The following is a 23,674-nucleotide window of genomic DNA, read 5'->3' on the forward strand; positions in this document are numbered from 1 at the left end:
ATGAGTAAACACGGCCAGATTCAAATCATGTTCCGGTTAGCGCCATTACGGCTTAAAGCCGTCTACTTCCGAAGCGAGATCAGCCCGCTGCCATACTCGAACGTAGTCGATGACAAATTCTTCGGGCAGTTGTTTGTCGTCCATGGGTTCATTATCCCATCCTCCTGCAACAAACGTAAAGATGATGATCGATTCCACAGTGGAAATTCGATCGGACTCCCAGCGGACAATTTCCTCACCGTTATTATAGATAATAGCGAGGCCGGGCAGCCAAAGGAGACCCGTAGTCACATAGCCCTCTTCATCATGTCCGGTATATGAACCTCCGCCCTTAGCCTTATGATCTTTACCATACCCATCGTAGTGAAACGCGGTGGTAAAACGATACGCCCCCCAACCGGATAGGAACTCCATAATATCGAATTCCATACCGCCGGTATTCACACCGATGTCTTGCCGGCGCCATTGCTCACCTGCCTCGACACCACGATCGGGCATCAGCCAAAATGCGGGCCATAGACCTGGTGCCTTCGGCAGCTTCATCCGCGCCTCAAAATATCCATACTTCTGCGCCCACTTGCCGTAGCTATGCAGGAATCCAGTCGTATAATCATTGTGGCGCTTATGGTTAGGATCGTCGTTGTGTGGGCCTGAGCGCTTTTCATAAACGAGGACCGCTTTGCCGTCCTCAATCCTAACATTATCTTTGCTGAATCGAGACACCTTATCCCAGAAGTTAGACGCATAGACATCCCACACTGATGCATCCACTACATCGCCATCAAATTCTTCGTTGAGCGTCATGACCCAATCACCTTCTACTGGCGGGCGCTTCCCCACCCATTCTGGTAATTGAATCGGAGGAGCAACTAAACGAATCGAATCAATTTCGATTTCTTGACTACCAGCCGAATCCTCAGCACCAATAACGACATATTTCACCTTATTACTTTCAAAAAACGGTTTCTTAACTGCGGCATTACGCACTTCTTTCTGAATAAAGGAAACCACGAGTTTTCCGCTTTCACCAGGGGCAATTGGCGCGGGCATTGACCCCAAATCCGTCTTCCCTGATCCACCAACTGCACGAGCAGTAGGCTGCGCAGGGGTTTGGCCAACATTTCGAATTGCGAGTTCAAGCTCGTAGCCTTGGCGCAAATCCCATTGTGCATTTCCTGCGGGCATTATTTCAACGGCTTGCTTAGGATCTTCCAAGCGAATGTGTAACGGTTCACCTTGAGCACCGCCACTAAAGCTAGCCCCACCGCGAGCGACATATTCTTTGGGCACGTCATTCGATGATGCCTTGAGCAGATATCCATCCGGTGGCGCTACGTTATCCTTAAAAGGAACCGGTGTTTTCCCAGCAATAATGGAATCAATTCTCAGCGCCTGTCCTTCAGAAGCTTTGCCAGTGAAAATTAGAATCTGCGATATCTTGGATGTATCCAAGGGGTAAGATGCTTTCCTTCCGTAGTAACCAAAAAATATCCGTATTTTTTTCGTACTTCCTTTTTCTAACCGAACCGCACCTGAGTTCCATTTTTTGGCTTTCCAATCACCTGGATTATCCACACGCGCGGTTACATAAATTGGCTTCTCGGACAGACTAGTGATTGTGAAGTCAATACAGGTGTATTCAGAAAAATCCCAAGTATCTCCATCTAATGGAGAAAGATGAACGCCTGGGTAACTTCCACCATCTGGCTGAAACTCTAGCAATAAGCCTTCCGGCGAGTTTGGTGTCTTAGGCTTTAAAGTCACAGAGCTATTCGATGGGCTCATCTTTGCCTCGAAGTCCGTAAAGTCTTTATCCCAATTCCGCGCACTAACCTCCTGCGAAACTAAAAGTAAAGCCATCGTTAAGAAGAGGAGCCTTAAGGCACATTTTGAGCCAACGTTAAACATAGATAACATAATGCAATTTCGGATTGAGGATAATTCAAGCATTTGGAAATACTAACCGATTTCTTATACAACATGCTAGTCATTGCCTGATTGCATTTATGCCATAACCTGACGATAAAAGCGCGTCATTTCAACACTATCTCAGACACCGTTTCCCCTTACACTACAGTTCCATTCTCCAAGAAATCGGCGGGGTATCGATCTCCACAAGTTATCCTTGAAGCGCACTCAGACTTAACGCGCAAACGAAACTTCCCAGCGAGGGAAGCTATTTGAAATCAGTAAATGACATATTTCAAATCGATTATAAACTACCTCCACTCGTAAAAATCCTGATATTCTAGGGTAAACATTCGCTCAAATTTAGGCGCTTGATCCGTCTTACCTCAACAACCCTAAAATCATCAACAATGAATAAGTTAATTACGATTATCTCGACATTAGCAATCACAACGCTTGCTCATGGGACCTTGCTTCTAAACGAAGATTTCAACAGTCTATCCACTGGTGACCTAAATGGCCAAAATGGCTGGACTGCAGTATCCCAGCTCGATGTCCAGTCCGGAGGACTATCCTATAGCAGCGGTGACATCAGCATTTCAGGGGGCACCAATAACGCCGTTTGGTCCGGCGCAAATACTCAGCCAATTGGATCGAAAGGATTCGCGAGCCAGGACGGCGATGTCTGGTTTAGCTTCACCATAAATGTTAGCGCCACAAACAATTCCAACCGATTCTGGTTCTATGTAAGTGATGACGCCGACTTGGGCAACTCCGGCGTGATGGGACAGATCAATAGCGGCAGCGGCGCTCTTCTATCTGGCTACCGCGCCACCACCTCTCAATTCACTTCGGGTAGCAATAGCTTACCCAGTGACGAAACACTGTTCTTAGTTGGTAAATTTTCCAAGGACGGCATATCGGGCACGGGAGATTACGACAAAATGGAGATGTGGATCAACCCGAGCTCCACAACTCTAGGCGCAGGATCCATCGCTCAAAATGTAACCAGCACGGGTATCAGCGATGGCATCGACACATTTGCGATTACCGCACTAGGCGGTGGCTCCACTGTCCTCTGGGATAATCTATTGGTCGGCACCACACAAGCAGACGTGCTCGATGTTTATTCAATACCTGAGCCTTCGACCATCACATTCATGATTGGCCTCTCCGCGTTAACCATCGCTTGGACACGGCACCGTTCCATCGTTTAAAGAACGAAGCCGATTTGGTTAATCAAGTTTCGAATCCCACATTTTCAGCCGTCGCCTCAAAGCGGCGGCTGTTTTATTCTCCATAAGAGTATTATGACAAAAATACTGACAAGCAGCGCAACTCGCCCTCGTAGCCAAACCTACCGGCAATGCGTCGGATCATGCCATGCATACATTACCCTCCGTGAGGATTGGCGGCAGCATTCTGCTATGGTACAAAAGGCCGTCGGCTTTAAACAGTGCCGCTTTCACGGTATATTTAACGACTGGATGGGCTGTTGTAAAAGAACTGACGAGGGCGCAATTGTAACGAACTTCGTCAACGTCGACAAAGCCTACCAAGGGATTCTGGATTTAGGCATGAAGCCATTCGTCGAACTTGGCTTCATGCCTGAGGTACTCGCTAGCGGTAGCCAGACCTGCTTCCACTATAAGGCAAATGTTACCCCACCGAGGGATTATACGGAATGGTGTGATTTCATCAATGAATTTGTCCAGCACCTCATCGATCAATTCGGCAAAAACGAAGTGTGCACATGGAGATTTGAAGTGTGGAACGAACCCGACCTGAGTTACTTTTGGGAGGGTGCCGATATGGACGAATACTTTAAGCTCTATGAGGCAACGGTGCGCACCATCAAAAGCATTGATGCTGGAATTCGGGTAGGTGGCCCAGCCACGTCAAAGAACGCTTGGGTGCGTGAAATGCTTGCCTACTGCGAGAGCACCAACACTCCGCTCGATTTCATTAGCACCCATCATTACAGTTCTGATAGCGCACTGGAGATTGGCCTGCCCTCGACTGAAATCATGTATTTCGGACAGAAAAAAATGCTCAATGATGTCTCGATGGTTCGTCAATTGATTGATGATTCCGCATTTCCAACGGCCGAACTTCATTACACAGAATGGAACATCTCGCCAGTTCACAATGACCGCTTCGGTAAGGATAGTGAGTTTACCATGACTTTTATCCTACAAACATTGAAGGACCTAGGAGACATCCCCGATAGCTATTCATTCTGGGCAATCAACGACATTTTCGAAGAAAGCGGCCCCGGCGAAGGGCCTTACAGCGGAAAGTATGGACTTGTTAACATCCATGGCATTCCCAAGCCGGCATTCCATGCTTATGCGTTTCTCAGCCAGCTTTTCGATCACGAGCACTTAACCGACAACGAATCGTTGATTGCGACCACGGACGGAGAAAACTTTCGCCTGCTGGCATGGAATCATTGTGAGCCAAGCTCCCACGACTTCAGCGGTGCAGACTGGATCATCAACGAAAAAGAGCACCACGAAACGATTCAGCTACATGGCCTCAATGGTCGTTATCGCATTTGTGCCTGGCAGGTCGACCGAACGATGGGCAATAGCTACCGCGCGTGGCAAGAAATGGGCGAACCCTTTTATCTCACGAAAAAGAATATAGAGGCCCTTAATCAGGCAGCGGAACCAGTCTTAGTGAAAGATGAAATAGTTATCGCCGATTCTGATCTTCAAGTGATGCACACACTCCCGACAAATGCTCTAATTTACTATGAAATTTCTGCCTGCTAAGCGGCAAAGCTGCATTGCTCGATCAATTGCCCCCAAGTTGCTTGCGAATCACTTCCCAGCGCTCTTCTGAGATAGCTCCGCCCATCACCTGAACGACTTCAGCGCCCAAAATCGATCCGTATAGGCCGCAGGTCGGCAAATCCTTACCACTCAGCCAACCGTAAAGAAAGCCCGCAGCCCAGAGATCACCTGCACCAGTGGTGTCGATGGCATTGTCGACCACAACCGGCTCAATCCGATGGAGCTGGCTACTCGATTGGACCAATGAACCAGACTTGCCAAGCTTGACCGCAGCAATGCCGCAAAGCTCGGATAGTTGCGCGGCCATCCCGACATAGTCGTTGCCCATGTCCGTAAAGGCACCCGCCTCGTCTTCGTTGGCGAAAACGATGTCCACCGAATCACGCAAGACATCCGGTAAAATATCCTTGGCTGCCCCAACCACCTCAAAGGACGCCAAATCGAGGCTGATCGTGCACCCTGCCTGCTTAGCACACTCCAGCACGCGATAGAGCAAATCACGGTTGAAAAGCAAATAGCCCTCAATATGTGCATGATCAACACCGGCAAAGTCTTCTGACGAAATCTCGTCTGGGGAAAGCGTCATCGCTGCACCCAAGTCCGTACGCATCGTGCGCTGGCTATCAGGAGTCACCATTGAGAGGCAGTGGCCATTGCTCACGCTCCCCACCTTAAAGCGCGAGATATCCCCCCCTATCGCCTTAAAGCTGTCGCGATAAAAGGTGCCATTCGCGTCATTGCCCAACTTACCGAGGAAAGTCGTGGGCAGACCAAGCTGCGCCACGCCGACAGCAGTATTACCCGCCGAGCCGCCTGGTGCCTGCACAAGGGGGCCATCCATCTCACCGATAATTGTGGTCAACGCAGCAGCGTCAACCAGCTCCATGCCACCTTTAGCTCCGGGCACATGAGAAGCAAGAAAGGCGTCATTCACCGACGCAAGTGTATCAACGACCGGCGATCCAACGCCGATTAATTTAAAGGGATTTGCCATGGTCGGAGGCTTTCACGCCAAGGCTCATGAAGGCAAAGCAAAATCGCACAACTGTGCGTATTACGTTCTTTATCGGCCCGGCGTCGGCTCGCCGGCAAGATAGCGTTGTAGCCAAAACAGGGCGTTGATCGCCATGGAGTGGGTAATCTCGCAATGGGTCATCATTGCATATGCCTCGTCGACCGGAATCACTTTCACTTGGAGCTCTTCATTGGGGTCCAAATTCTGCCCTTGGCGCAGGTGACAATTCTCCACGACGATAAAATGCGCACGATTATTCTGAAGCGCAGGATTGGGATGGCACCAGCCCAAATAATGTGGCGGATCGCCCTCATAGCCTGTTTCTTCGACCAACTCGCGCGGGCCAGCAATCATCGGATCGGCATCTTCGTCATCAATCACGCCGCCAGGCATTTCCCATGAGGAACTACGCACGCCGAAACGAAACTGATTCACGAGTACCAACTGCTTATCTGCGGTCAGGGCCAAAACGAGGACCCAGTCCCGGCATTTCATCGTATAAAAATCGTCTTCACGCTCATCGCCAGGATGGCGGAAGCGTTCCTTAACGACTTCGTAGACTTTGCAATCAGCGTGATGGGTGGAACGGATCAGGTCCCAATTCGCGGGCGGCAGGTGACTCATTAACGCGAAGGCCTAGACAATGATAGTGACAGAAGCAAGTTTCGGCGCAGTTAAGTTGCCTAGTTAGTAGATACTCTCGTCTGCATGTTTCAACAGCAGGTCCACGTTATCCAGAAAACCTTGTTTCGTCGTATTGGCAAAGACTCGGTTACCATAGTACCTATGTTCCTTAATAATCGACATACAGGGACGCTGGCTCGTTGTCACATAATCCATAATAACACCTTCTAGGTCCGTGTCTTTCTCACGGACAATCGCAATAAAGGCGCGATCTTTAATTTTTTCCTGAAACTTCGGATCGATCAGAAATTTTTCGATCAACGCATCAAACTCAGCATATCCGCCCTGATTCCGGTAAAAAATGAGCGCAGGCATCTCCTCCTTGATACTCTTGTCATACGCCTTGCTGTATGTATCGGGAACATCCTTGAGGAATTTCTCGACAAGCTCTTTGCGAATCAATTCATCCAGGTAGACGTTGTCAGCGGCAGAGAGTTTCGTGCGCTCCAGCTTGAACTGTCGCTTGTCGTCAGATCGCTCAATACGAACGAATTCCGCATCATAGCTAATCATCAATCCCTCAAATGACCGGCCTTCTTTGTCAGTCCAATTACGGCTTTGCGCCAACAATGGAACAGTGACGACTAGGAAAAACAGCGTTATCCAAGCTTTCATTGGGCGGGATGCGCGCGTCATCAAGACGCGTAAGCGGGCAAGAAAAATTAGCTAGTTGCGACTGATCGGCTCTTCGCCGGTCTTGACCTCACTCTGACCACGAGAGGAAGCCATGGCTTCCATCAACTCGTCGCGGCCCGATGGCTCACTAGAGCTGGAAGCACAAGAATGCGCACCTTCGTAAGCAGGCTGGCTGGCCAACAATTCCTCTTCTTCCGCAGACAGGACCGCCGTACGACGGAAGTTGCCAGCGGCTTTAAGGAAACGGACAAGGCCCATTGGCGAGAAAGTATCGTTGACGGCAGTCGCTTCATGACCGCAATGGACCATGCAATTAAGGCAACGCTCGTCAGTGCCTTTGCCAGCACGGCCATACTTTTCCCACTCAGTCGTATCGATCAGTTCCTTGAAGGTCTTCACGTAACCGTCGGCGAGGAGATAGCAAGGCTTCTGCCAGCCAAACACGTTGTAAGTCGGGTTACCCCAAGGCGTGCACTCGTAGTTGATGTCGCCACGGAGGAACGCCATGAAGCTGGCCGAGTGATTGAAGCGCCAGCCTTTCTTGGCGTCGCCGAGAATCTTCTTGAAGAGCGCCTTGGTCAAGGTGCGACCAAGGAAAATGTCCTGCTTGGGTGCCTTTTCGTAAGCGTAGCCTGGGGAAAGCATCATGCCTTCAACGCCGACTTCCATCATTTCGTCAAAGAACTGACGAACGCGCTCAGGATTGGCAGTATTGAACAGCGTGGTGTTTGTGGTCACACGGAAGCCCATATCGACAGCCTTACGGATGGCTGAAAGCGCGATCTCATAGGTACCATCGCGGCAAACCGATTGGTCGTGTTCTTCCTTGAGGCCGTCCATGTGAACCGAGAAGGAAAGCTGCTTGTTCGGCTTAAACTTCTTGAGCGCACGTTCCAGCAGAAGAGCATTCGTGCAAAAATAAATATATCGGCCCTGCTTGATCAGCCCCTCGACAATCTCCTGAATCTCCGGGTGGATCAACGGTTCGCCGCCTGCGATGGAAACCATCGGTGCGCCACATTCTTCAGCCGCGGCCAAAGCCTTCTCGGCCGAGACACGCTTTTTCAGAATGTGATCAGGAAACTGGATTTTACCGCAACCTTCACAGGCTAAATTACAGCGGAAAAGCGGCTCCAGCATCATCACCAGCGGATAGTGCTTACGGCCCGAAAGCTTTTGCTTGAGGACATAACTGGCGACGGTTGCTGCTTGGGAAACTGGTACTGGCATAGCTTAAAGGCGGAATGCAATAGAGGATTTAGCCATCTGTCAAGCTAAGGCCGTGCCAAGTGATAACGTCAAAATACTACTTAAATCACTTCATCAAGCGCCTACCAAAGCCCCACTACGTGGCCCTGAACGAGCTTGATCACGAATACGCCAACGTTACTCGCGCAGTGCGCGGCCATACAAGGAATTAGCGAACGCTGCGGGTTAAGTTTCGTACACAAACGCATTGCGTAAAACCAGAGCGAATTAATGAACAAAATTGCGCTCGTAAACCACGGTTTGACCGAAAAATCCCACGTCACAGAGCCTTCCCAGAATTTCCAACCGGGCACACCCTCAGGCATGTCGATGTCCCAGAAAAAAGGGTGAAAGATAGTGAACAGCAGCGAAAAGCCCACCACACCGCCGATCAGCGCCGCCTTGCCCTTGTTGTCGATGACCAGGAAACCGCGAAAAATCAGCTCTTCAATAAAGGCCGCAGTAATGATTGAGATCAAGAAGAGCCAGGTGATGTCCGATTGCTCACCCGCAATGCCCAAGGCAATCTCGCCACCAGTCTCAACCCCCAAGATCACCAGAGCGCCAATAATCGCCACCCAAACGGCCTTCATCGAGCATGGGAACGCGCCCGGGAAGGCCTTTTCATTCGGTTTCCCCTGCTGTTGAGCCCGTAAATCGTCGAGCCACATTTTAAAGATGTATATCGCGACTGCCGCCGAAATGATGATCATCGTGGGATCACTCTGCATATCAGAAACATTGTCCGCCTCGGGCGCGGCCTGTGCCAATGGAAAGAAAATCGAATAAGGGTAATTAATTGCCATAATTCTTTTTGGTGTTAATCTACAGATACAATTGTTGCAGCTTTTGACATGACTCGTGGTTGTAGTTGACTATCCAACAGTTTAAAGTCTCTTTTTGAAACGAATTTCGGTTTTTTCCACCAACGACATGCTCGCCACCGATCCAAAACGCACTGCCGCGCTCTCCTCCATTGCCGCGATCATGGAGCCAGTGTCCGAACACATGGACGCCCTGAGCGCATTCCTTGACGAGCAGGTTGAGACCTTTGAGCCTGAACTGCGCGAAATGGTCCGCTATTGCCTAGTCAACCAAGGCAAACGCATCCGCCCGATGCTCTTGTTTTTCAGCAACTGGTCAACGGACGAAGCCCCCCCCTCCCCCGACGCCATTCGCGCCGCCGCCGTCGTGGAACTCGTCCACTTGGCCACTCTCGTGCATGATGACATCTTGGATGACGCCGCGATTCGCCATAACTCAGACACCGTCAGCGCAAAATGGGGGCCACATGTCGCTGTGCTGCTCGGAGACGCCCTGTTCGCTCAAGCACTCAACCTAGCGACACACTTTGACACCATTGAGGTCTGCCGCGCCGTTTCAGCCTCCACCCGCCGCGTTTGTGCGGGGGAAATCCGTCAGACCTTTGAGCGGGGTAACGCCGCCCTCTCGCTCGACGACTATTTCCACGTGATCGACCTCAAAACGGCCGAACTCTTTAAAGTGTCCTGCTTTCTTGGCGCTCATTTGGCGAATTTTGAGCCCACTGTAGTTGAAGCCTATGCCGAATTTGGCCGCCGTCTCGGCGTAGCCTACCAGATTTTTGATGACATGGCTGACATCCTTGGTGATGAGACCAAAATCGGCAAAACGCTCGGCACGGATCTCGCCAGTGGTAAATACACTCTGCCAATAATTTTGCTCCAGCACCGCGCCGAAGGTCAGGCCAAAGCCGCACTGGAAGCCGCGACCCACTCCAGCGACACTGCCGACCATGCCGAACTGGCAGAATTGCTCCAGCAAGCTCTCCGCGATCTTGGCATCCAAGAAGAGGTCAGCCAGCGCTTCGAAGCCGAGCTTGCTGCTGGAGACGCCGCCTTGGCTCCATTTTCCAATCAGCCTTCCGCCCAGCGCCTGCTCTCGCTAAGCAAATTCGTCCGCACTCAGATGGGCCGAATTTCGCCAACATCTTGAGTCGCAGAGGGGGGGGGGAACCCTCCTCGAGTGAATCACTCTATGTCTTTTTCCAAGATCAGATCGTAGGGCGTATAGCCCAGCTTGTCGTAGAGTCGAATTGCCTCATTATTGGCCGCTGAGACACGCAGAGAAATTTTAACAGCGCCCTGCTCCTGCGCCCAGTCAAGGAAAGCGTCCATTAACCGCCGCCCTACCCCCCCCCCTCGCTGGTCCGGGTGCACAAAAAGCGTCTCGGCCTCGACAAGACAAGCCGGGCGTCGGTAGCTGGCAACTTCGCTCATCGCGCCTAAGAGACTGCCAACAACGACGCCATCAGCCTCAGCCACGAAGCAAACGCCGTCACCACTCAGTCGCCCTACGAAGAACTCCGTTGCTTCGACCGATTCCGACCACGAAGCATCCAGCGACGGGTCGAATTGGCGATCATGGGCAATGAGCAACTGGTCAAGCGTACGAATTGCGGCCAAGTCATTGGGCTGACCTCGGCGAATAGTCACTTCGGGTGTATTTTTCATTGAGATTTTTGTAGAATTTGTCTGACATCACGCCCTTTAGCAATACCGGCTTAGCCCGGCCCAATGATACCTTATTTATTCGTCACCGACCGGCCTGAAAAGTGGGCCGACCTTTTTCCCGCAGAGTCACTTGTGACGGCGAGGGACTACCTGACCAATGCCGCCTATACCAGCGGACGAGCAGCACGTGTGATCAACCTGTGCGCGTCCTACCGCTACCAGAGCAAGGGCTATTACGTGTCACTGGTCGCCGAGGCACGCAAGCACCGCCCGCTGCCCGCCATTGACACCGTGCAGGACACGAAGCTCCCGTCCATCATCCGCCTGCTCTCCTCCGAGCTGGATGACGCCATGAAGCGCGCCCTCGCCGCGATTGATGGGACCAGCTTTGACCTCGAAGTCTTCTTTGCCCGCACCAAGGAGAAAGTCTTTGAGCGCTTGGGTCGGCAGATTTTCAATCTCTTCCCCGCCCCGCTGGTCAAGGCCCACTTCCGTAAAACATCGGACGGCTGGGGCCTGGTCAACATCGACCTCGTCGCGCTGACCAGTGTCGGCGAAAGTTCTCGCCAGTTTCTGGCTCAGGCCGTTGAACGCTTCATCACGCGAGGCCATCCTGCGGCACCGCGCAAGCAGCCACCTCGTTTTTACGTGGGCATTCTTTACGACCCCACCGAAAACTCGCAAAAGGCCTCCAACCCTCGCGCGATTGAAAAATTCATCGATGCTGGCCGCAAACTGGGCATCGAATGCGAACTGCTCGACAAAGACGACTACGGCGAGATCGGCGAATACGACGGCCTCTTCATCCGCGAGACGACCGCCGTCAACCACTACACCTACCGCTTCGCCCGCAAAGCCGAGCGTGAAGGCCTTGTAGTCATCGACGATGCCCAGTCCATCCTCAAGTGCGCTAACAAGGTTTTCCTCGCCGAGCTCCTTTCCCGCCTAAAGATCCCCACCCCGCAAACCGTCCTTTTCGACCGCGATATGCGAGACGCGACCTTGGCACAGATTGGCCTGCCAGTTGTCATTAAGAAGCCGGATTCCTCGTTCTCAATGGGCGTCAAGAAGGCCGAAACCAAAGAGGAATGGCTGGCGGAAACCACGTCGATGTTTGAATCCTCTGAGCTCCTCGTGGCCCAGCAATTCACTCCCTCGGCCTTTGACTGGCGCATCACCGTGCTCAACGGCGAATTACTCTTTGCCTGCAAATACTTCATGGCGCACAAGCACTGGCAGATCTACAAGCAGACGAGCCAACGTAACACTCGCGCCGGGCGCAGCGAAGCGATCCTGCCCGGGCAAGTTCCCGCCAAGGTCCTTCGCACCGCCCTCAAGGCCGCCAACGCAATTGGCCGCGGCCTCTACGGCGTCGACCTCAAGGAAGTGAACGGCGAAGTCGTTGTCATCGAAGTCAACGACAACCCCAGCATTGATGCTGGGGTTGAAGACGAGCTCCTCCGCGACGAGCTTTACCGCCGTATTATGAGCGACTTTCTCCGCCGCATGGAAAAGCGCACCGCGCTCAAATCATGATCCTCCCGCGCTACCGCATCGCCGCATCGGGCATTCCCGGTGCAGGTCAAGGAGTCTATCTGGAAGAAGACGTTGCCGCGGGCGCTGTCCTCGTTGCCCCGGACAAAATTGACCGACTCTACACCCGGGCCGAGCTAGACGCCTATGGGCCGGACTCCCCCGAAGACGCAGCCTCCGTCCGCTGGTTTGAAGGCCGCTACACCGTCAGCCTCGATTGGCCTGACGAGTGTTATTTTAACCATAGTTTCGCGCCCAACGGCCTATGGCACCTCGGCTTCATCTTCGCCGCGCGCGACCTCGCCCCCGGTGAAGAACTGACCATCGACTACCGCCTCATCGTCGGCGACGGCGAAAAGCTCCCCTTTGACGACGCCGCCACCGGCCACCCCATCATTGGTCTCCCCTGGCGCGAAAACCTTCGCACCACTGCAGCCGCATTGGCCGCATTGATCGGTTAGAACTCACGCCCGCTTCGCTCAAGACGCCGAGACGCTAAAGTATTTATACGTCCAGTTTCTTCGCGCCTTTGCGGGTGAACAGTTTTTGCACATTTAAGCTACACCACATTATCCCATGCAACGAAATCGCGGGCATTCTGTTGGTTGCCGACTCAATCTTTGTTTATTCAATAGCATTGCATAGTCACAAATTTTCCGATTAGACAAGTGGCAGTATTTGGCCTGACTACGTTGCAAACCGCAGGAACAACGAGACAGACTAAACGAACTGCTCGCCTCCCTATACCGCAAAAACTCGCTACATAAACCGCTATGAATTATTATTTAGAAGCACTCAAAAAATATGTCGTATTCCAAGGTCGATCACGTCGCTCGGAATACTGGTTCTTCGTTTTATTCAATACAATCGCCCTCATCATTTTGGGGGTCATTGATAATGTAATCGGAACAAACTTCGAAGGCGTACCATATGGAGCACTCTATTCAATTTATTCGCTAGGAGTCTTTCTCCCGTCAATCGCGGTCTTCGTTCGCCGAATGCATGACACCGGAAGGAGCGGCTTTTGGATATTCATTAGTTTGATCCCACTAATCGGGGCTATCGTGCTTCTGATTTTCTTGGTCCAAGACAGCCAAGAAGGTGACAACAAATACGGGCCAAATCCAAAACTCGCGTAGCCTTACAGCGCAAGCTCTCACTTCGAAACCTACCAATTTTAAGCTTCCTCTCCCCTACCCGCCTGGCGTCTCGATGTAGTCGCGGCAGGCGAATTTGACTTCGTGGAGGAAGTGGACGGGGTCGTCTTGGGACCAGCGATTGGAGAAGACTTCGATCTCGCAGAGGCCGTCAAAACCGGCGTCTTCGACCTGTTTGCAAATACGGCGTAGATCGATGCAACCCTCGCCGGGGATGCCGCGGTCGTTGAGGAAGTCTAGCGTGGGTGTTTTCCAGTCCGCGACATGGAAACTGAAGAGTTTTTCGTGCTCACCAGCGCGGGCAATTTCGTCGTCGAGGGAGGAGTCCCACCACTGCTGATAAGTGTCCACGCAAACGCCGAGGAAAGGCGAGTCCAACTGTTCGACGAGGTCATTGGCCTCGCGGAGGGTGTTGATGCAGCCGCGCTCGTCGGCGTGCATAGGGTGCTGGGCCTCCAGCGCCATGCGAATTTGCTTCTTCGCGGCGTAAGGGATGAGCTTTTCCAGTGCCTCGCGGACTTGAGCGCGGCTCGCCGCCATAGGTTGGTGGGGGTCAGCTCCGGGAATAATGAGCAAAGCGGCGGCACCGACGGCCTCAGCTTCGTCTAGACAGCGCTCGGTGTCGTAGATAGCGGAACGGCGCGCGTTGGCGTCTTCGGCAGCAAAAAAACCACCCCGACAATAGGAGGCGACCTTGAGATTATGCTGCTTGAGGAGCTTGCGGATTTCGCCCGGCGACTTCTCCATCACATCCTGACGCCAGAGCGACACCCCAGCAAAACCAGCTTCCGCAATGACGCGGAGCTTGTTTTCGATTCCCTTGATGTCGAGAGAAATGGTATGGATTGCCAGTCGCGACTGCAGGGGCTTCGCCCGCTTTTTGGCAAAAAGGGTCAGGGGATTCATTGAAACTTACTAAAAGAAATACTAGGTCAAAAAAAACAATCAATGAAGCATACGCCTTTGGGTGCCTGTTTGGAAGCCAAAGCGTCACCGCGACGACACATTTTACAATCGAGAAAAACTTACGCTGCCTTGTCCAATTAACCTAACCTCGCCTATTTATTATGTTGCTGGTACAGCTTGCCGCACACGTCGGTGCCGTGAAATACCGTAAACCCTCTGTAAAAGCTCCCCAACAGAATGCCAACTGGCCCTATCGATTCGCCTTTTTTCCGATAATATGCCAAGCAATAAGGCTTAATCGTTCTGATAAATGAAATACCTCTGCACGATCTTACTACTCGCTGGCTCCAGTCTTCAAGCAGATGACCTGGCACCCTTCAGTGATGAATTTAACAACGCCGCCACCTTCAGCAAATGGCAAGATCTGGCCGCTGTCGAGGGATGGGTAGCACCCGCCTACGAACTCGCCGATATCGACACCACCGAAGATGGCTATTTCCACATTGTCCCGGCGCAAAACACCTGGTTCGGCCACCTGCGCGGGCTGCTTTTTTATAAGGAAGTGACGGGCGACTTCGTGGTCACGGCCAAGCTGCGAATCCTCAGTCGGCACAATCCCGGCGACCCAACCGAGGTTCCCAGCCGAAGCTTCTCTCTGAGCGGCATCTTCGTCCACGGCCCACGCAACATCACCCACGCCGCTCCCGACCCTTACACGACGAGCGCCGTCTGGCCGCCGCAAGATTTTGGTAGCGATTACCTCCCCAACACCGAGAACTATATTTTCCTGAGTTACGGCACCGCGGGCAACCCCGGCACGCGCCAGTTTGAGATCAAATGCACGCGCAACTCCAACTCCCAGCTCTACTACAACAACACCGGCATTGATCAGAATGAGACCGAAGTGTGGCTGCAAATGGTTCGTGTCGGCGACACGATTGTCTGTATGCGCAAACATGGTGAGGCCGAGCCTTGGATCGTCGAAAATCGTTACCCCAACGCACATCATCCCTTCCCGGCTTTCGGAGACACGCTCCAAGTCGGCGTCACTGCCTACACCGACTGGGAAACCGCCGGGCCGTTCAACTCCGCTGGCCTCGAAGCCTGCTTCCACTTCAACTACGCCCCCCCCGCTGGCAACCCGGACCTGATTTCCCAGGTTGATTATTTCCGCTTTCGCCGTCCCGATCCCGCCCTGACCGAACTCGTGCTACAAAGCATGAGCGTCAGCTACGATGACATCGCACACTCCACCGCCAATCCACCCATCGAGCTCTCCGCCTCCCCCGCCGCCGCCGTCCATCTCGGCGACAACGCCAACCTCGTTTACGATCCGTACGGCGACTGGGTAACCGCGCAATTCGGGATCACCCCTGACCCGGCGGATATCACTCCAGACGCCGATCCCGACAACGACAACGTCGTCAACCTGATCGAATTCACCCTCGGCAGCGACCCGCAAACACCCTCCCATGCCATGGCCCCTATCGTGCAACCGAGCGGCTCCGACCTCGCTTTTAGTTTCACTCCCAACATCACCGACGGTGCCACGCTCGAAGTCCGCCACTCCACAAATATGATCGACTGGACAACCATCGGCAGCCGCGCCTACGAAGGCGGCGACTGGACTCCGAGCGGCCCCGCCTCCGTCAATGTCAACGGCCTCACCGACGAAGTCACGGTCAGCATTCCCGCCGCCGAAACGCCTCAGTTTCTCATGCTGCAGGCCAGTCAGTAAGCGCAAAATCGCGCATTGCTTTCCTGTATAAAATCCATCCTAATGGCGGGCTTTTTATATTATGGAAACCACTGTAGGCTTTGTATCGCTGGGCTGCGCCAAGAACCTGATCGACTCCGAAATCATGATGGGCTATCTCGCTAAAGCGGGCATGGTCCTCACGCCGGATCCAGAGCTGGCCGACGTGCTCGTGGTCAACACCTGCTCGTTCATTGACGCCGCTAAGCGCGAGTCCATTGCGGCAATTCAAGACGCTGCTGCCGACCGCGAATCGAGTGGCCGCAAAGGCGAGCAAAAGCTGATCGTGGCCGGCTGTCTTTCTCAGCGTTTCAAGACGGAGCTACCAACGCTCATGCCCGAGGTGGACGCCTTTATCGGCCTAGACCAGATCAAGGACATCGTGCCAATCATTCAGGGCCTCACTGGTAAGCAAAAGGCAGACGACGAACAGGGCGACGACCTTGTATCCGTTAAGCCCGTCTACATCCCCGACTACGATACACCACGTTTCCGCCTGACGCCCGACCATTCGGCCTACATTAAGATCGCCGAGGGCTGCAACCACCCTTGCTCGTTCTGCATTATCCCGAAAATCCGAGGTCGCCACCGCAGCCGCACCGTGGAAAGCGTCGTCAAGGAAGCCCAACAGCTCGTTGCCAACGGCTGCAAGGAGCTGAATCTCATTTCGCAGGACACCACCTATTTCGGCATGGACCGCTGGGAAGACGCGCGCCCCAATCCGCGCAGCCCCGTCGACTCGTCCAAGGGCGACTCCCTCGCCTCCCTCCTCCGTGAGCTCAACGCTATCGAAGGCGATTTCTGGATCCGCCTGCTTTACACGCACCCCGCACATTGGAGCGATGAGCTCATGCAAGCCATTGCTGAGTGCCCCAAAGTCGCGCGCTACGTGGACATGCCGCTTCAACATATCTCAGACAATATGCTCGGCCTAATGCGCCGGGAGACTGACAGCGCCTACATCCGCGATCTCGTCAAGCGCATGCGCGCCACCATCCCAGACATCGCTATTCGCACGACATTCATCGTGGGCTTCCCCGGCGAAACCGACGCCGACCACGAGGAACTACTTGAGTTCATTGAAACCGCCGAATTCGAGCGGGCGGGCGTGTTTGAATATTCTAAGGAAGAAGGCACCCGCGCCTACAAAATGGGGGACCACATTCACCACATGACGCGCAAAAAGCGTTGGAACTCCGCCATGGCTGCCCTCCAACGCGTCGCGGAGCGCAAAAACGAGTCCATGAAGGGCCGTACGGTCAAGGTGCTCGTTGAGGAACCCGGCGTCGCTCGTACCCAGTGGGATGCACCCGACATTGACGGCTCTGTATTCGTCGACAAGAAGCTACCGATGGGAAATTTTGCCGAGATTACGATCAAGGACTGGCGCGGCTACGACCTCGTTGCTGCCCAATAAGGGACCAACACGCTCCAATTGCATCGTAGCATGACTACGATGGCAATTTTTGCGGCCATCGAGGCACGTTGAGTTCTCGTTCCGCGATCATTCAGCCTCCATTCAGGCATCGATTGTCATCAACTCATCGTGCCCAGAGATATTGTGCGAACTGTTCGTCTGTATTTTCCGGGAATGAGCAATGTGCTTGGGACAATTTCCAGAGCCCAAGCGCCCAGATTACATCCGGTGTTGTCCCACACGGTTAAATAACCGATTATTTCCTTGTGCCTACACGACACGAGTGATTCAATTTACTTATTCAAGGATTGCAGTGAATAAAATTATCTTCAACAATAACGTCCTCCGTGACGGGCACCAGAGTCTGGCGGCAACACGAATGAAAACTGAGCAGATGTTACCAGTCTGCACAGACTTAGACGAGATCGGCTTCGGTTCGCTTGAGACTTGGGGAGGTGCCACCATTGACGCAGGCCTACGTTTTCTGGACGAGTTTCCGTTCGATCGACTCGACGCATTGAAAAAGGCCTGTCCCAAGACCCCCCACATGATGCTCCTACGTGGGCAAAACATCGTCCAATATGCGCACTTTCCAGACGATGTAGTCACGGCATTCATCCATGCATCCGCCAAGCACGGCATGGACATCTTCCGCATCTTTGACGCCCTTAATGATCCGCGCAACATGCAAACTGCCATTGATGCCGCGAAGTCAGCAGGCAAGCAAGCGCATGGCACAATTTGCTACACCACAAGTCCGGTGCACACGACGGCCAAGTTTATCGAACTCGGCTGTCAACTCGAAGAAATGGGCTGCGACGCGATCGTGATTAAGGACATGGCGGGCCTGATCCCCCCTATGCACGCGAAGCAAATCATTGAGGGCCTGAAAAAGCAGATTAAGATCCCTGTTTGGATTCACACGCATGACACTGCTGGCCTCGGTGCAACGACTTATCTCGCCGCTATTGACGCCGGAGTGGACGCAATTGATGTCGCCGTCTCACCATTTGCCAACGGTACTGGCCAACCCGACACCATCCGCATGCTCGCCTTGCTGAAGGACCACACACGTTGCCCCGAGTATTCGAAAGAAGACTACGAACGTCTGGGCCGCATCCGCACGCACCTCCAAAAAGTTTACCAAGAACTGTCCACCTTCACCTCCCACATCAACGAAATTGTCGACAGCGACACCCTCCTCTATCAGGTGCCCGGCGGCATGTTATCCAATTTTCGCGATCAATTGAAGCAGCAGAAGATGGAGGACAAATTCGACGCCGTCTTTGCCGAAATCCCTGTTGTTCGTGAGGCATTGGGCTGGATTCCACTGGTCACGCCAACTTCCCAAATCGTTGGCATGCAGGCTTTCCTTAACGTCAAGTTTGGGCGCTGGAAACAAATCTCGCCGCAAGCCGCCGACATCGCGCTTGGCTATTACGGTGTGACGCCAGCGCCGGTGAATCCTGAAATCCAAAAGCTTGCCGCCAAACAAGCTGGTAAAGACCCTATCACGTGCCGCCCAGTCGAGGCACCAGGTTCCAACCACACCCACATGGCCGATCTGCGCAAGCAGCTCCAAACCGCGAATCTACCCGACAATGACGAACATTGCGTCATCCAAGCCATGTTCCCCGCACAGTTGGCGACACATTACGCGAACAAAAACAAGCCCAAGGCAGAGACAACAGTCCCAGTACCCGCCGTCAAGCCGGATAAAGCGCCTGCGAGTCCCTCACAGCCAATCAATGCCAAGCAATATGCCCTGACAATCGATGGTAAAAGGCTTGAAGTGCAAGTTGAAGAACTTTAACTAACTCTCTATGTCCATCGCGACAAAGGGAGGGGACCAAGGAACCACAGCACTGATCTACGGCCGCCGCGTCCAGAAGGATCATCCTCGTGTCTGTACCTACGGAACCGTGGACGAGCTCACGTCCGCGCTTGGGCTTTGTCGGGCACATGCCACCAGTGCGCCAAGACGAGAATATATCCGCACCACCCAACAAGAGCTAATCGGCCTGATGGCAGAACTCGCCGTCGAAAACGACGACCAAGAGCGCTATCTCGCCAAGGCCAAGCACCCCATCACCGAGGCCAACCTTGCGCGCTTGGATAGCATGGTCGGCGAGCTGGAGGCCAGCAGCAAAGGCTTCAATGGATGGATTCTTCCTGGAGAAAATCCAGCGCATGCTTTCTTCGACCAGGCGCGCACCACATGCCGTCGCGCCGAACGAAGCGTGATTGCTCTGCAATCGCAAGGTGGCACCGTTCGCCCCATCATCTTGCAGTATCTCAATCGCCTTGCCGACGTGCTCTGGTTACTGGGCAGCGAAGCAATCGATTAAGGCGATTTAGGCTAAATGTCCCCCCCCCTTCAACTACCTCAACAGTAACTCCACTGCCTCCACCACAGGCAGTTTTCCAGAAGCTACATCGTGTTCGATTTGGGGAAGTTGCTCAATAACGGACTTGCCCTGATAGAAGCGTTGCAGGACAGCGTCGCGCAAGAGTGAGTGGAGCCATTGACGATTTTGCTCCACCCGGATAGCGGAGAATTTTTCCGCCGCTTTTAGCTCGCTGCAAAAACGCAAAACCATCGCCCAAACGTCATCCACGCCAGAGCCATCCAGCGCAGAACAAGTCATTGCCTGCGGAGCCCAACCGTCGGTATAGGGATTGAGATAATGCAACACGCGTTTGAATTCGCCACAGGCGATCTGAGCCGGGCGGAGGTTCGCGCCATCGGCCTTGTTAATCACGATTGCATCAGCCATTTCGATGACACCTTTTTTGATGCCCTGTAGGTCGTCGCCGCCACCAGTAATTTGTAGGAGCAGGAAGAAATCAACCATCGTGCGTACAGCAACTTCGCTTTGGCCAACGCCGACCGTTTCGATGACGATGTGATCAAAACCCGCCGCCTCGCACAATAACATGGCCTCACGTGTTTTAGCCGCAACACCGCCTAATGCACCCCCGGAAGGAGATGGCCGAATGAAAGCATTCGGCTCGCGAGTGAGCAATTCCATCCGTGTCTTGTCTCCCAACACGCTGCCCCCAGTACGCGAGCTGGAGGGATCGACCGCCAATACCGCAATTTTTCCACCCTTGGCACAAATCTGCTGACCGAGGCATTCGATAAAAGTGCTTTTGCCCGCACCCGGCGTACCAGTAATGCCCAGACGCACGGAATTACCAGCGTGTGGAAGACATCTGCGGAGAATCTCACGAGCCGTTTCGCGATGCGCCTCAGCTCGACTTTCGATCAAGGTCACGGCACGTGCTAAAACCGTTCGGTCGCCTGCGAGTACGCCATCCACAACTTCGTCGGCAGAGAGCGTGCGCCGTTTTTTGCGATGCTTTTTAACCGTGGGTGCTCCTTGCACACCCAACATCACTTCGGTCGTGAAACCGGCATGATGCTCGGCGGGCGTCCATTCAGTGCGGCGAGTTTTCTCCGGTTGCTTAGGCATTGGCTGATTAGCGATATTTATTTCTTAAAGATAGAGAAAGCTGCCTTTAACCTTACTGAATTCCTGATACATTTTAAATCTATTCCACGCTAAGCAAAAAGTCAGCGATGTAATTCAGCAGAATTTCTTTGCCCTCGTCGGATCCAAGCTCGCCAAAGAATGGGAACATGACATGCTGGACACCATTGCGCACACGGATGTCGGCAAAGACATATGGAGTCGCCCGAACCTCAGCAATTTTCAGATACAATGTCAGTGCGGAACCGCGATAAATCGAGTTAATCTGAAACGTAGCAAATCCACAGTAGTCCTTCTCGCAATCTGCGAAATGAAATTCCACCTGAGCAGTCTGAAGCTGTGTTTTTAACCAGTCAGAGGCCGCGCTCACGACATCATGAGCGAGTTCCGGGTTGGCCTTCTTGGCCTGAAGCAGCATGGCGAGTTTTTCCATAATGGAGGGGGGGTTATTCGGTTTCGGTGTCTTCTAACAAGAGTTGCAAGATCGTGCGGGCGGACTCCGGAATAATAGTCCCCGGACCAAAAATGGCGCTCGCACCATTCTTCAGCAGATAATCGTAATCCTGTGCAGGGATAACGCCACCGCAAACGACCATGATATCGTCACGACCAAGTTTGGTTAATTCTGCCACGAGCTGTGGCAAGAGGGTCTTGTGACCCGCAGCGAGCGAGCTCATTGCGACGATATGCACGTCATTTTCAACAGCTTGGCGAGCGGCCTCCTCTGGGGTTTGGAAAAGCGGCCCAATGTCCACATCGAAACCAAGGTCGGCATATGCAGTGGCAACCACTTTTGCGCCACGGTCATGTCCATCCTGTCCCATCTTGGCGATCATGATACGCGGGCGGCGGCCTTCCAGTTTTTCGAATTGCTCAATCAGTATTTTAACAGCTTTCACATTCATGTCTTCTCCAAATTCTTTGGCATAGACACCCGAGATCGAGCGAATCTTTGCTTTGTAGCGACCAAAAACTTTCTCCATTGCATCAGAAATTTCTCCCAGGGTCGCCCGTTGACGAGCGGCCTCCACGGCGAGTTCAAGCAAATTTCCCTTACCTGATTCAGCACAATTCGTGATGGCCTCCAGCGCGACACGACAGGCGGACTCGTCACGCGAAGCCCGAAGCTTTTGCAAACGCTCAATCTGCGAGATCCGCACCGCGGTGTTGTCGATGTCGAGAATATCGAGCGGATCTTCCTTCGCCATACGATACTTATTCAGGCCGACGATGGTTTCCTTGCCGCTGTCAATACGGGCTTGGCGACGGGCCGCTGCCTCCTCGATACGCAGCTTGGGAATGCCCTCTTCAATCGCTTTAGTCATACCACCGAGCGACTCGATTTCCTCAATGTGTGCCCATGCTTTTTGCATGAGCTGGTGCGTGAGTGATTCCACGTAATAACTGCCGCCCCACGGATCGATAACGCTTGTCATCCCAGTTTCCTCTTGGATGAAAAGCTGCGTATTACGAGCAATGCGAGCGGAGAAATCTGTCGGCAGCGCAATCGCTTCGTCGAGGGCATTGGTGTGCAGTGACTGCGTGTGTCCACAAGCCGAAGCGAAGGCCTCAATCGTTGTGCGAATGATGTTGTTATAAGGATCTTGCTCAGTCAACGACCAGCCTGAGGTCTGTGAGTGGGTACGTAGAGCCAGACTTTTTGCATTCTTCGGATCAAACTGCTGAACGAGTTTGGCCCACAGACAACGCGCCGCCCGCATCTTAGCAATTTCCATGAAGAAATTTTTGCCAATCGCCCAGAAAAATGACAAACGCGGCGCAAAAGCGTCAATGTCCAAGCCAGCCGCCACACCCGTACGGAGGTACTCTAGTCCATCCGCCAGCGTATAGCCCATCTCGAGGTCTGCCGTTGCACCTGCCTCCTGCATATGATAGCCAGAAATGGAGATGGAGTTAAATTTCGGCATTTTTTGCGATGTGTATTCGAAGATGTCGCCGATGATTTTCATCGATGGAGTCGGTGGGTAAATGTAGGTATTACGCACCATAAATTCCTTTAGGATATCGTTCTGGATCGTGCCTGCTAAATCTTTGAGTTCGCAGCCTTGCTCCAGTCCGGCGAGAATGTAGAACGCCATCACTGGGATAACGGCACCGTTCATCGTCATCGATACAGAAACACGGTCCAACGGTATACCGTCGAAAAGCACCTTCATATCCTCGACTGAATCAATGGCAACACCAGCCTTGCCCACATCGCTTACAACACGCGGGTGATCACTGTCGTAACCACGGTGTGTCGCCAGGTCGAATGCCACCGATAAACCCTGTTGGCCAGCGGCGATATTACGCCGATAAAAAGCATTGGATTCTTCTGCCGTCGAAAAGCCAGCATACTGTCGGACCGTCCAAGGACGTGTGACATACATTGTCGCGTATGGCCCGCGCAAAAATGGTGGCAAACCAGCAGTGTAGTCGAGGTGCTCCATCCCTTCATAGTCCTTAGCTGTGTAAAGCGGCTTCACGGGGATTTGCTCCATCGTGTCGGTCAGCATATCATCTGGCGATTTGCTGGTACGCTTTTCAAACGCTGTTTTCCAGTCCGCTTCGTTCGTGGCGCTTTTGGGCGCTTCATAATCCAGAGTTGTAAAGTCTACGGTTCTCATGGC

Annotated in this window: 21 protein-coding genes; 10 read left to right on the forward strand and 11 right to left on the reverse strand. The window is 53.0% G+C overall.

Features of this window, described 5'->3' with window-relative positions; translation table 11 throughout:
* Window positions 1-45 precede the first annotated feature (45 nt).
* Entirely contained in the window at window positions 46-1,860 is a 1,815-nt protein-coding gene (locus tag IE065_RS11705; protein WP_189515249.1) for a glycoside hydrolase family 16 protein, read from the reverse strand.
* 458 nt (window positions 1,861-2,318) lie between these two features.
* Here IE065_RS11705 and IE065_RS11710 point away from each other — a divergent pair, with 458 nt between their 5' ends.
* Both IE065_RS11710 and IE065_RS11715 read left to right on the forward strand, forming a co-directional pair.
* Window positions 2,319-3,125 carry a hypothetical protein gene (locus IE065_RS11710; RefSeq protein ID WP_189515251.1) on the forward strand — a complete coding sequence of 269 codons (807 nt, stop codon included), beginning with the start codon at window positions 2,319-2,321 and terminating at the stop codon, window positions 3,123-3,125.
* 93 nt (window positions 3,126-3,218) lie between these two features.
* Complete coding sequence (locus IE065_RS11715; protein ID WP_189515253.1) at window positions 3,219-4,685, forward strand: GH39 family glycosyl hydrolase; 1,467 nt, start codon at window positions 3,219-3,221, stop codon at window positions 4,683-4,685.
* A 22-nt stretch (window positions 4,686-4,707) separates the two neighbouring features.
* Here IE065_RS11715 and IE065_RS11720 read toward each other — a convergent pair whose 3' ends face one another.
* The 5 genes from IE065_RS11720 to IE065_RS11740 all read right to left on the reverse strand — a co-directional run bounded on the left by IE065_RS11720 (window position 4,708) and on the right by IE065_RS11740 (window position 9,095).
* Window positions 4,708-5,700, reverse strand: coding sequence for an adenosine kinase (locus tag IE065_RS11720; protein WP_189515255.1), 993 nt, complete (start codon window positions 5,698-5,700; stop codon window positions 4,708-4,710).
* 69 nt (window positions 5,701-5,769) lie between these two features.
* On the reverse strand, window positions 5,770-6,345 hold the full coding sequence (locus IE065_RS11725) for an NUDIX hydrolase (protein WP_189515257.1): 576 nt from the start codon (window positions 6,343-6,345) through the stop codon (window positions 5,770-5,772).
* A gap of 63 nt (window positions 6,346-6,408) precedes the next feature.
* Entirely contained in the window at window positions 6,409-7,020 is a 612-nt protein-coding gene (locus IE065_RS11730; protein WP_189515259.1) for a hypothetical protein, read from the reverse strand.
* 51 nt (window positions 7,021-7,071) lie between these two features.
* Window positions 7,072-8,271: an adenosyl-hopene transferase HpnH gene (gene hpnH / locus IE065_RS11735; protein ID WP_189515261.1), complete on the reverse strand. Its 1,200-nt coding sequence runs from the start codon at window positions 8,269-8,271 to the stop codon at window positions 7,072-7,074.
* Between the two features lie 101 nt (window positions 8,272-8,372).
* Complete coding sequence (locus tag IE065_RS11740) at window positions 8,373-9,095, reverse strand: CPBP family intramembrane glutamic endopeptidase (RefSeq protein ID WP_189515263.1); 723 nt, start codon at window positions 9,093-9,095, stop codon at window positions 8,373-8,375.
* Between the two features lie 94 nt (window positions 9,096-9,189).
* Here IE065_RS11740 and IE065_RS11745 point away from each other — a divergent pair, with 94 nt between their 5' ends.
* Complete coding sequence (locus IE065_RS11745) at window positions 9,190-10,263, forward strand: polyprenyl synthetase family protein (RefSeq protein ID WP_200163221.1); 1,074 nt, start codon at window positions 9,190-9,192, stop codon at window positions 10,261-10,263.
* Window positions 10,264-10,298: 35 nt separating this feature from the next.
* On the opposite strand, the gene IE065_RS11750 is transcribed toward IE065_RS11745, so the two are convergent.
* A complete protein-coding gene (locus IE065_RS11750; RefSeq protein ID WP_189515265.1) occupies window positions 10,299-10,781 on the reverse strand; it encodes a GNAT family N-acetyltransferase in 483 nt (160 codons plus the stop codon).
* A gap of 63 nt (window positions 10,782-10,844) precedes the next feature.
* On the opposite strand from IE065_RS11750, the gene IE065_RS11755 reads away from it, so the two are divergent.
* The 3 genes from IE065_RS11755 to IE065_RS11765 all read left to right on the forward strand — a co-directional run bounded on the left by IE065_RS11755 (window position 10,845) and on the right by IE065_RS11765 (window position 13,453).
* The gene (locus IE065_RS11755) at window positions 10,845-12,317 is read left to right on the forward strand and encodes a RimK family protein (RefSeq protein ID WP_189515267.1); all 1,473 of its coding nucleotides are present in this window, start codon (window positions 10,845-10,847) and stop codon (window positions 12,315-12,317) included.
* On the forward strand, window positions 12,314-12,775 hold the full coding sequence (locus IE065_RS11760; RefSeq protein WP_189515269.1) for an SET domain-containing protein-lysine N-methyltransferase: 462 nt from the start codon (window positions 12,314-12,316) through the stop codon (window positions 12,773-12,775). Before IE065_RS11755 ends, IE065_RS11760 begins: the two co-directional genes overlap by 4 nt.
* Window positions 12,776-13,087: 312 nt before the next feature.
* Complete coding sequence (locus IE065_RS11765) at window positions 13,088-13,453, forward strand: DUF805 domain-containing protein (RefSeq protein ID WP_189515271.1); 366 nt, start codon at window positions 13,088-13,090, stop codon at window positions 13,451-13,453.
* Window positions 13,454-13,507: 54 nt separating this feature from the next.
* On the opposite strand, the gene IE065_RS11770 is transcribed toward IE065_RS11765, so the two are convergent.
* Entirely contained in the window at window positions 13,508-14,377 is an 870-nt protein-coding gene (locus tag IE065_RS11770) for a sugar phosphate isomerase/epimerase family protein (protein ID WP_189515273.1), read from the reverse strand.
* Between the two features lie 310 nt (window positions 14,378-14,687).
* On the opposite strand from IE065_RS11770, the gene IE065_RS11775 reads away from it, so the two are divergent.
* The 4 genes from IE065_RS11775 (at window position 14,688) to IE065_RS11790 (ending at window position 19,898) form a co-directional block, all read left to right on the forward strand.
* A complete protein-coding gene (locus IE065_RS11775) occupies window positions 14,688-16,115 on the forward strand; it encodes a hypothetical protein (protein ID WP_189515275.1) in 1,428 nt (475 codons plus the stop codon).
* Between the two features lie 61 nt (window positions 16,116-16,176).
* On the forward strand, window positions 16,177-17,550 hold the full coding sequence (rimO, locus tag IE065_RS11780; protein WP_189515277.1) for a 30S ribosomal protein S12 methylthiotransferase RimO: 1,374 nt from the start codon (window positions 16,177-16,179) through the stop codon (window positions 17,548-17,550).
* 313 nt (window positions 17,551-17,863) lie between these two features.
* Window positions 17,864-19,363, forward strand: coding sequence for a pyruvate carboxylase subunit B (locus IE065_RS11785; RefSeq protein WP_229792104.1), 1,500 nt, complete (start codon window positions 17,864-17,866; stop codon window positions 19,361-19,363).
* A 10-nt stretch (window positions 19,364-19,373) separates the two neighbouring features.
* Window positions 19,374-19,898 carry a cob(I)yrinic acid a,c-diamide adenosyltransferase gene (locus IE065_RS11790; protein WP_189515281.1) on the forward strand — a complete coding sequence of 175 codons (525 nt, stop codon included), beginning with the start codon at window positions 19,374-19,376 and terminating at the stop codon, window positions 19,896-19,898.
* A gap of 33 nt (window positions 19,899-19,931) precedes the next feature.
* Here the strand turns inward: IE065_RS11790 and meaB are convergent, their stop codons facing one another.
* The 3 genes from meaB to scpA all read right to left on the reverse strand — a co-directional run bounded on the left by meaB (window position 19,932) and on the right by scpA (window position 23,671).
* Window positions 19,932-21,026 carry a methylmalonyl Co-A mutase-associated GTPase MeaB gene (meaB, locus tag IE065_RS11795; RefSeq protein ID WP_189515283.1) on the reverse strand — a complete coding sequence of 365 codons (1,095 nt, stop codon included), beginning with the start codon at window positions 21,024-21,026 and terminating at the stop codon, window positions 19,932-19,934.
* A 79-nt stretch (window positions 21,027-21,105) separates the two neighbouring features.
* Complete coding sequence (locus IE065_RS11800; protein WP_189515285.1) at window positions 21,106-21,477, reverse strand: hypothetical protein; 372 nt, start codon at window positions 21,475-21,477, stop codon at window positions 21,106-21,108.
* A gap of 13 nt (window positions 21,478-21,490) precedes the next feature.
* A complete protein-coding gene (scpA, locus tag IE065_RS11805) occupies window positions 21,491-23,671 on the reverse strand; it encodes a methylmalonyl-CoA mutase (RefSeq protein ID WP_189515287.1) in 2,181 nt (726 codons plus the stop codon).
* Between the last annotated feature and the right edge of the window lie 3 nt (window positions 23,672-23,674).

Origin of the sequence: Cerasicoccus arenae, assembly GCF_014651635.1 — a bacterium.
GTDB lineage: Bacteria > Verrucomicrobiota > Verrucomicrobiia > Opitutales > Cerasicoccaceae > Cerasicoccus > Cerasicoccus arenae.